The sequence below is a fragment of the Clostridium sp. BL-8 genome (assembly GCF_002006495.1).
Lineage (GTDB): Bacteria > Bacillota > Clostridia > Clostridiales > Clostridiaceae > Clostridium.
In genome coordinates, this window is sequence record NZ_LZZL01000037.1 from 46324 (window position 1) to 55229 (window position 8906).

At 28.0% G+C, this 8906-nt stretch carries 9 protein-coding genes; 1 reads left to right on the forward strand and 8 read right to left on the reverse strand.

Features of this window, described 5'->3' with window-relative positions:
- Positions 1 to 6: 6 nt before the first annotated feature.
- Positions 7 to 489, reverse strand: coding sequence for a hypothetical protein (locus CLOBL_RS13985; RefSeq protein WP_077859594.1), 483 nt, complete (start codon positions 487 to 489; stop codon positions 7 to 9).
- Positions 490 to 715: 226 nt separating this feature from the next.
- Between CLOBL_RS13985 and CLOBL_RS28030 the strand changes: the two genes are divergently transcribed.
- Positions 716 to 868: a clostri-philic family protein gene (locus CLOBL_RS28030; protein ID WP_179117755.1), complete on the forward strand. Its 153-nt coding sequence runs from the start codon at positions 716 to 718 to the stop codon at positions 866 to 868.
- Between the two features lie 127 nt (positions 869 to 995).
- Here the strand turns inward: CLOBL_RS28030 and CLOBL_RS13990 are convergent, their stop codons facing one another.
- Genes CLOBL_RS13990 through CLOBL_RS14020 form a run of 7 tightly spaced genes read right to left on the reverse strand, consistent with a single transcriptional unit; the run spans position 996 to position 8772 of the window.
- Positions 996 to 1646: a cyclodeaminase/cyclohydrolase family protein gene (locus tag CLOBL_RS13990; RefSeq protein WP_077859595.1), complete on the reverse strand. Its 651-nt coding sequence runs from the start codon at positions 1644 to 1646 to the stop codon at positions 996 to 998.
- Between the two features lie 40 nt (positions 1647 to 1686).
- Positions 1687 to 2922, reverse strand: a complete 1236-nt coding sequence (locus CLOBL_RS13995; protein WP_077859596.1) for an O-antigen ligase family protein — start codon at positions 2920 to 2922, stop codon at positions 1687 to 1689.
- Positions 2906 to 4069, reverse strand: coding sequence for a glycosyltransferase (locus CLOBL_RS14000; protein ID WP_077859597.1), 1164 nt, complete (start codon positions 4067 to 4069; stop codon positions 2906 to 2908). Before CLOBL_RS14000 ends, CLOBL_RS13995 begins: the two co-directional genes overlap by 17 nt.
- Positions 4070 to 5362 carry a glycosyl transferase group 1 gene (locus CLOBL_RS14005; RefSeq protein ID WP_077859598.1) on the reverse strand — a complete coding sequence of 431 codons (1293 nt, stop codon included), beginning with the start codon at positions 5360 to 5362 and terminating at the stop codon, positions 4070 to 4072.
- Positions 5363 to 5370: 8 nt separating this feature from the next.
- Positions 5371 to 6897 carry a murein biosynthesis integral membrane protein MurJ gene (gene murJ / locus CLOBL_RS14010; protein WP_077859599.1) on the reverse strand — a complete coding sequence of 509 codons (1527 nt, stop codon included), beginning with the start codon at positions 6895 to 6897 and terminating at the stop codon, positions 5371 to 5373.
- Positions 6898 to 6918: 21 nt separating this feature from the next.
- The gene (locus CLOBL_RS14015) at positions 6919 to 7656 is read right to left on the reverse strand and encodes a WecB/TagA/CpsF family glycosyltransferase (protein WP_077859600.1); all 738 of its coding nucleotides are present in this window, start codon (positions 7654 to 7656) and stop codon (positions 6919 to 6921) included.
- A gap of 15 nt (positions 7657 to 7671) precedes the next feature.
- Positions 7672 to 8772 (reverse strand): tetratricopeptide repeat protein, encoded by a 1101-nt coding sequence (locus CLOBL_RS14020; protein ID WP_077859601.1) that lies wholly within the window; start codon positions 8770 to 8772, stop codon positions 7672 to 7674.
- Positions 8773 to 8906: the final 134 nt, after the last annotated feature.

Sequence of the window (8906 nt, forward strand, 5' to 3'; positions counted from 1 at the left end):
TTGTGCCTAACGTTTAATAAGTTTTTCTGCTTCTTCTGTTACCTTTACGGAAGAATTTTTTGATAATATAGCATCCTTTATTTTCGTTAGATCTGTAGCACTATAATTCATAAGATTAATCAAATAAGAATTGTTTTTTTTCTTATCGTTTTCATTAAAACCAATTGCTAAAAAGTCTTTTTTCTTAGTCTTAGCGTCATTTCCTTTGCTTACATAAATTGATTTTATACTGCTATATTTTATTGATTTTATTAAATCATTAAATTTATAAAACTCTATATTATTCTCTTTAATTAATATATCCTGACTGTATTCAACTAACACCGAAAGTGCAGTTACTACTCCTGTAAATATAAATATCCATAATAATGCGCTTCCTAAACCTCCAATTATTCCAAAAACTATTCCTAATATAAGCTCAACGATTGCTGCACTCATCATCATACCATTCCGCTTTTTTATTGTTATTGGAAATTTTTTATCTTCCACTATGAACCCCTCCTTTAAATTTCAGCTATTTTCTATTAGTGAGATGCCCTTATACCTAACAAATAAAAAATATATTTCACCATATAAAATATTATATAGTATATATATCATTTTTCAATACTTGTATATATTATTAGACTTCTATATTTTCATTATCATAACATTTAAAAATGCGTATCAATATCTCATATAAACATACAATATCAATATAAGGAGGTGTATTATTATGACACAAAATGATGGAGTACATAAACCTGGTTCATGCAATCCAGAGCAGAAAGGTTTAAGGAGACAAAAACTTCACAGAAGTCAAAATGATGTTGGAAATTCTAAAAATAAACCACAATACGAAAACTTTGACGGTGAACCAATAGAATAAGAAATAAGAGATACTTAGCAATATTTAAATAAACTAAGTATCTCCTATTTTTTGTTTAATCACCTTGGTTATGTTCCAAGTATCTAAATTTATATACAGTTAAAAATCAGATTTATTCTTCATTCTATTATCGATCTGGATAGATTACATCATTTACCATTTCAATGATATTATTTTTTTCCTTTAATGACTTTTCAATAATTATTCTTAATTCGCTATCAATTTTATCGAAAAATTCTTCCCCTCTAAGACCGTTTAAATTTACTTTAACGTTTATTATCGAACTTTCTATTGCAGAGTGAAGCAGCACTGCGGAAATTGCTAGATCTGATAACAACATTTTATTTCCATACTTAGCCATAATCTTTAAGTTTTCATAGAATTCCAAACTCTCTCTTGCTAAAATCAAAGGCGCTTCCATAGATTTTATTGTATTTTCTTTTATAGCTAATGATCTTGCTTTCTTTTCTTCTTCACTTTCTTTAGGTAACTTATAACAATCCATTAACTTCAAAAAGTTATCTCTATCTTCTTCCATAAGCTCTAAACTTCTTACTGTAAATTCTTTTGATTCTTTTTGAAATTTATCTATAACTTCCTTTTCACTGTCCGCTAATGCAATATAACTCTTCTTACCAACAGTTAGCGAATAAACCATTGAGTTCAATGCAGCAGACAACGCTGAAATAAGACCAGCTACACTTCCGCCCCCAGGTGCTGATAAATCTGATCCCAATTCTTCTAAAAATTGTTTTATACTTTCATCGCAAAATTTCATATACTATATGCCCCTATCTACTTTATTTAAAATATATTAATTATTCAATGCTTTTGTTATCTAAAATCGATATTATATATCCTAGATATATCCAAAAAGTCATAGAAATGAAACTTATTATATATAATAGATCACTTTCAAATAAATTTACCGAAATAATTCCAACAACAATTGAAGTTAAAGTTATCATTTGAAGTCTTTCTTTTCTTTGTAATTTATCTAATCGCTGTACAATAAAAACTAAAATTGAGATTAAGAAAATTAGAAATAAAGTTAATGCAATAACCCCATTTACTGTTGCTGTCTGCACATATATATTATGTAAGCCTCCAATTGCTAACCCCGGTAAATCATCAGTTTGTCTTGCATTAGTAACAGCATCTACAAGATTATTATTTCCTACACCAGTAAAAGGATGTTCTTTTATTACTATAGCTCCTGAAGTCCAAAGACTGCTTCTTCCGCTAGTAAAATTCCTAATATTATTTTTATCAAGCTGAAAGAATACTCCACACGCTAATATAGGTATTATTAATAATACAGCTCTAAAATATTTATTTTTATTATATACAAAAATAAATATATATATAACAGCTATTACTATTAAATAAGCACTTCTTCCACGTGATCCAACCATAGTTACTGCCTCTAATACTATGTTAGCCAGCCAAAATAACTTAAGCCTGTGAGTTGCTGTTATATGATAAAGATAAATACACATTACAATAGCCAATGCCGTTGCTATTGAAAGAGCATTTTCATTTTCGAATATACCTTTTGTATTTCCAAATATTATTTGACCAATTTCTATATTTGTTCCTGTAAATCTCATTATTAAAGAAATAATAGAAGCTATTAACATAAAGATCACATAAAAATAAGTAATTATATTCATTTCTTTAATAAGTGTTTTTTTGCTTCTAAATACATCCACTGTAAATATAATCAGAAATAAAATCAAATTAACTATCCAATATGATATGTTTTTAATATCTCTATAAACAAAAATATTAAAGATTAACGTTATTATCATGAATAAAGCTAATGGAATATCAAACTTATAAATTTTTCTTCTTTTATAATCTTCCACTATCATAAATAATATTAAAATTATTCCCCAAATTACTGCTATCTTCCCTGATACTCTGCTTACTAACGATATTCCTGGCAATTCTTTTAAAATAGTTACAAATGTTAAACTTACAAATAAGTAAAACAATTTAAAATAAAATTTATTATCTACATACTTATATATGCTTTTAATTATTTCCTTCATATACTTTTTTATACACTCCTTTTAGGCTTTCAACTAGCACCTTCTCTGAATAACTACAAACTGTTTTTTCTCTTATTTGGTTTTTATCATACATCTTGTAGTTATCTTTTATCCTCTTCAATGCTTTAGCTAAGTCTTTCACATCTTTCTTTTTAACTATTATTCCGTTTTCTTCCCTTATTATATCTTCTGCTCCTCCATTATCGGCTCCAATAACAGGTTTTCCACATGCAAGTGCTTCAATATAAACAACTCCAAAAGTTTCATGTTCAGATGGCAGTGCAAATACATCACACTTCCTCATCTCCATGGAAACTTCTTCTCTAGATAAAGCCCCTAGAAGTTTAATCTGCTCTTTCATATTTAACTTTTCAATAAGCTCGCTTAAGGATGATTTCACGGAACCATCTCCACCTATTCTTAAGGTTGTGTTTTCTCCTTTAAAAGTTTCTGCAAATGCTTTTATTAAGAATTCCATTCCTTTTCCTTCTTCAAGAAAAGCACATGAAAAAAACTTGAATTCTTTTTGTAATGGTACGTCTTGTACATTGTTTTCATCCATATAAAATAAACTTAGATCAACCATATTATGAATAACTTCAACGGGTTTATTAACATATTCTTGCAATTCTTTTTTTAGCCCGCTTCCAACTGCAATTAAACAATCTGTCGCTTCATAAGCTGCAAAAATGTATTTCTTATAACTCTCCTTAGCATATTTTGCATACTTAAGGGATGAATGCTCTGTTATAACTAAAGGAATATTATATTTCTTACTCAGATAAGCTGCTGCTATCCCACCCCAAAACGCTGAATGGGCATGAATAATATCAACTTTTCCTTCATTTTTAACAATTTCTTGATAAAGTTTATCCATTCTCTTATTAAAGCTTTTAAACATCAATGGATTCTTTGGTAAATAATTATAATCTTTATATCTATAAGTCCTTAAATTATCCTCTATATTAAAACTTATCCCTCTTTTTTCACGAATTCTTCCAAATCTAGTAATCGGCCAAATTTCATTATACGCAACCGTAATCTTTTCATTACTATTTGAGAGGGCCTTAAATTGTTCCTTAAAAAAGCTGCCATGCACTTTGTTCCTTGGAGAGGAATACCAAGATGGAATGACCATTATGTGCATCTAATCACTTCCTTCAAGTATATTATTTAATCTATCTACTATCGAATTCCATTCATATCTTGAGTCTGGCTCACATTTTATTGATTCATTCTTATACATTTCTATTAATTTATAAATTTTATTTTTTATTCCCTTAGTTGTATTTTCACTCATTATACACTTTGGGTTATTTTCTACAACACTTTTAAGTGGATCATTATTATCGCCATAGATAACAAATATCCTGCCCTGTGCTCCAAAATAATCATAAATCTTGGCTGGTATTTGTTTTGAATTTTTATTTCCAAACAAAAGAAGTACATCTCCATTTAACATATATTTAAGTGCTTCATTAAATGGAATTCTAGGAGATACCTTAGCAGCCTCTAGGTTTTGTAATCTCTTTTTCCCTTCAATATCATCTATATTTCCAAAAAACAAAACATTAAGCAAACTATAATCTTCCATATTTTCTTCTTTAATTTCTTCAAGAGCTCTAATAAATGGTTTAATATCTCTAAGCTTAGAAAATATTTCTCCTGTATAAATTATGTTAAGCTTATTCCTCTCTATAAGTTTTGGACTTTCTTCATTTAGTAATTTTTCATATAATTTTGAATCAAAGCCTCTATTTAATATAAAAGTTTTATTATCCTTCTGCAAGAACTCATAATCCTTTAAATATTCATTTTTATTTGCCTCTGTAACAAATATAAACTTATCTGCCAAGTTTACAATGTCTTTTTCCATACTTTTTTCGAATATCTTCTTAATTATAAAAGAATTTTCTCGTGTAGAATCCTTAAGCCATGGATCACTCCAGTAAGTTATCCATGGTACATTTCTATATTTTTTCTTTATATGATATGCACACAAATGCGAAGATGGAGGCTCATGCATTGAAAATATAACATCAAATTTTTCAGTCTCCATTAATTTTATTCCATATTCTCCTGCTTTCTTTGACCATCCATAATACATATCTGGTATAACCACAGAATTTTTTACTTTGCGCAATATTTTTTTCATATTGCCATTGTTACTTTTGGGTGCCTCTTTATTAATCCCACTACTTTTTCTAGGCATCAATTTTTTAAAGACAATCCCTCCATCAACAATATGAACTTTAATTCTTTTATCCATCATGGAATATAATGCTTCATCATAATAAATTGAATCCTCTGGAAAATTCACAGTTAAAAGATGAACTTCATTATTATTAATTTCACTTAATTTATTCAAGTACTGCAAAGTCTCAATAGCAGCTGAGTTGTTTATTAATGGCGAATAGCAGGCAATAAATAATATTTTCATATATCCCCCTATCTTCTTATCTTCTTTAAAACTAAATTTTTCATTTCAATTACTTCTTCAATTTTAAATAGATAACATAAAATAAAATATACTATAATTCCAATACTAACTCCAAGTAACAAAAGAGTTAATGAATTAAATTTTCCCCTAAAATAAATTGCAATACTTATAATTACAATTCCCATAATAAATGAATTTAAAGTTATTAAACTTATTTTCTTTATTATATCTGTTATAATGAAACCTTTTTCTATTTTTATAATACTTCTACTTAAAAGTATTGCTGTCACTATCATAGCTATAACAGACGCTAATGCAATCCCCATTATACCCATATACCTAGATAAAATCACACAAAAAATTATGTTTATAATAACTCCTATAACACCATTCATGGCTGTAATTTTTGTTTTTCCCATAGTAAATAGAGTTGAATTTAGAACATCTCTTATTCCTGTAAAAAATATTCCAAAGCCATATCCGAGAAGTGCAAAACTTGTAATATGTACTGCGTATTCATCAAATTTTCCTCTTCCATATACAATTTCAACAATTTCCTTACTAAATATTGCAATTCCAATAGTTATAGGAATTAATAAAATTGCTAAATATACAATTGACTTTTTTAACATTGTTAAAAAGCCAGTCTTATCCTCATTATTTCTCATATTAGCCATAAGCGGATACGCCACACTTGTAACTGATGTAGTAATTATTGTATTTATAAATATGATTAGTTTCTGTGCATAATCTAAGGCAGAAACCGATCCTGATGATAAACTTGAAGCAATATATTTGTCAACAATCATATTAAGAGAGTTTGCACCTGCTCCAATAAGTACCGGTATTATTAAAATTATAATTTCTTTCAATCTATTATCCTTAAAGCTAATGAAAAATTTATACTTATATCCATGAGATATCAACGAAGGTACCTGAACCGCAACTCTAAAGAAATTTCCTATAACATTAGCAATTGTGAGTCCTAAAATATCGTAATTTTTAAATAATAATAAATATAATATCATAGGTAAATTAAAAAACAAACCTAAAATGGATGGAATAACAAAATCTTCATTTACTTGTAATAATGCTGTAAAACATGCATTAATAGATAAAAATAAAATATTAATAAGGGTGATTTTTAATAAACCCGTAGCTATAGTTCTCGTTTCTTCTGAAAATTTAAATATATCAACTATTTCCTTTGAAAAAATGCTCGTTATAATAAAAAGAATAAAGGAAATAATGAACAGTATATTTATTACGTTATTTGCAAAGTCATACATTTCTTCTTGGCCTTTTCTAGCTCTTATTTTACTTAGCATTGGCAAGAATGCAGTTGATATTGCAAGTCCAACTAAAGTAAATATTGTTTCTGGTATAGATACAGCAATATTATAGGCATCTGTATAAACTCCAGCACCAAAATTATTTGCAATAAGCATATCACGAATAAATCCTAAAAATCTACTTATTAGCGATACTATCATTATTATAAATGTAGATTTAATTAAGGTACTTCTTTGTTTCATTTTATCACCATTTTTCCCTTGCTATAATTTAGAATTTTTCTTTGTATTATTATGATATCTGAAAAAAGCTAATAATAAAAACTTTGGTATAGCAGATAGTCTTTTTATTCTAACTGGTTCTTTTACTACTCTATATAGCCACTCCATGCCTAACGATATCATCCATTTTGGTGCTCTTTTAAGTTCGCCTGCAAATATATCAAAAACTCCACCTACCCCCATGAATACATGAGTATTAGTTTTGTCCATAACCTTTTTTATGAACATCTCCTGCCTTGGTGATCCCATTGCCACAAATATAGCCCAAGGATTACAACTGCTTATTTCATCTATTAAATCATCACAATTATTTAAATCAAAAAATCCATTATGAAAACCTGCAATTTTTAAATCAGGAAATTCAAGCATTATATTCTCCGCACATTTATTTACAGTTTCTTCCTTTGCCCCCAATAAATAAATCGACTTTTTTTCTTTATTTGCTTTAATTAAAACTTCTTTTACAACATCGATTCCTGCAATCTTTTCTTTAACCGGATTTTTTACCAGCTTTGATGCAATAACAGTTCCAACTCCGTCTGGAATTATAACTGAACCCTCATCCTTAAAATTTTCCCTAAGGGTATCATTATTTAATCCATTAAATAATACTTCTGGGTTTCCAGATATTATATTTACTTTATTAAAATTCTCTATATAATTCATTAAAGTTTTTTTATCTTCTTTAAAAATTTTAAAACCAAGTATTTCTGTAAACATCTCTTCTCCTAAAACTTATTTTACACTTCTATTTAGCATTTGATCTATTTCTATAACTATTTCATCTTCTGGTGCTAATTTCTTAGCAATATCAAGATTCAATTTTGCCTGCTCTGTATCTCCTAAATTTATATAGCACATTACTATATTCGTACATATCTCAACTTCTTTTGATGCATCAAAGGCTTTCCTAAAATATTTAATCGCCTCTTCATATTCTCCTATGCATGCATAACTCATACCAAGTTCATTAACTACTTCAAGGCTTCCCGATTCAAGCGATAAGCTTTCACTTAAATAATGTATAGCTTTGTGATAACTTTCAATTCTTCTATATGAAACTCCTAAATAATAATAAATTAATGGATTTTCTTTAAATTCTTCGGTTAACGGTAATAATAATTCAATGGCTTTCTTAGGATCATCTTTTACATACTCAACAGCTTTTTCAAAGTGACTTACATTACTAATATCACTTATAATTTGTTCAATTTCAGCTGTCTTCTTTCCACCCTTGTTTATATACTCATTTATTTCCACTTCTGAGCCCTTATAATCACCTTTATCTTTAAGTATTAAAGCATTATAAAGATATGGTTCTGGAGATTTTTCAAATTTTTCCTTACATTCATCAATATCTTCAAGTAATATTTCCTCAAATCCTGAGTCTTTTTCTCTTATAGATTCACCTACAGCTAATAGCTTTGTAAGTATTTCTTCTTCTCTGGTATATACATAAAGCCCCTTTAATAAAATATACGCATCTTCAAGCCTATCTTTTTTTATCCTATCTGCTATAAGACTCTTTACACATTCTTCGCAATCTGGAACATATGATAGAACTGTCCCATAGTCCTCGTTATATCTAATATTCTTATCTGCACCAAAGACAATAAAAATTCCTTCAACGAAATAATATATTGGTAAATTACTAAGTTTCATTTGATTCTCAGCATTAGCTACAACATATTCTGAACTTATAGGCAGATATAAATCATTATTTTCAAACTCTACATAATCTGGAATACCAAGACTTTTCTTAAATCCTTCCTTATTAACTTCTAAAAACAATAATTCACTTAACTTATCTTTATACATTGTCTTATAATTACTCATTTTACACCTCTCTAGGTCAGTTAACAGTTAACAGTTAACAATTATTTTGTTAAATTTTCTTTTGTAAGGCACATGAAAGTAAATAACAGGTCCAAGGTTGCCTTGAATATTTTTCATCAGGCAAGGAGATAAAT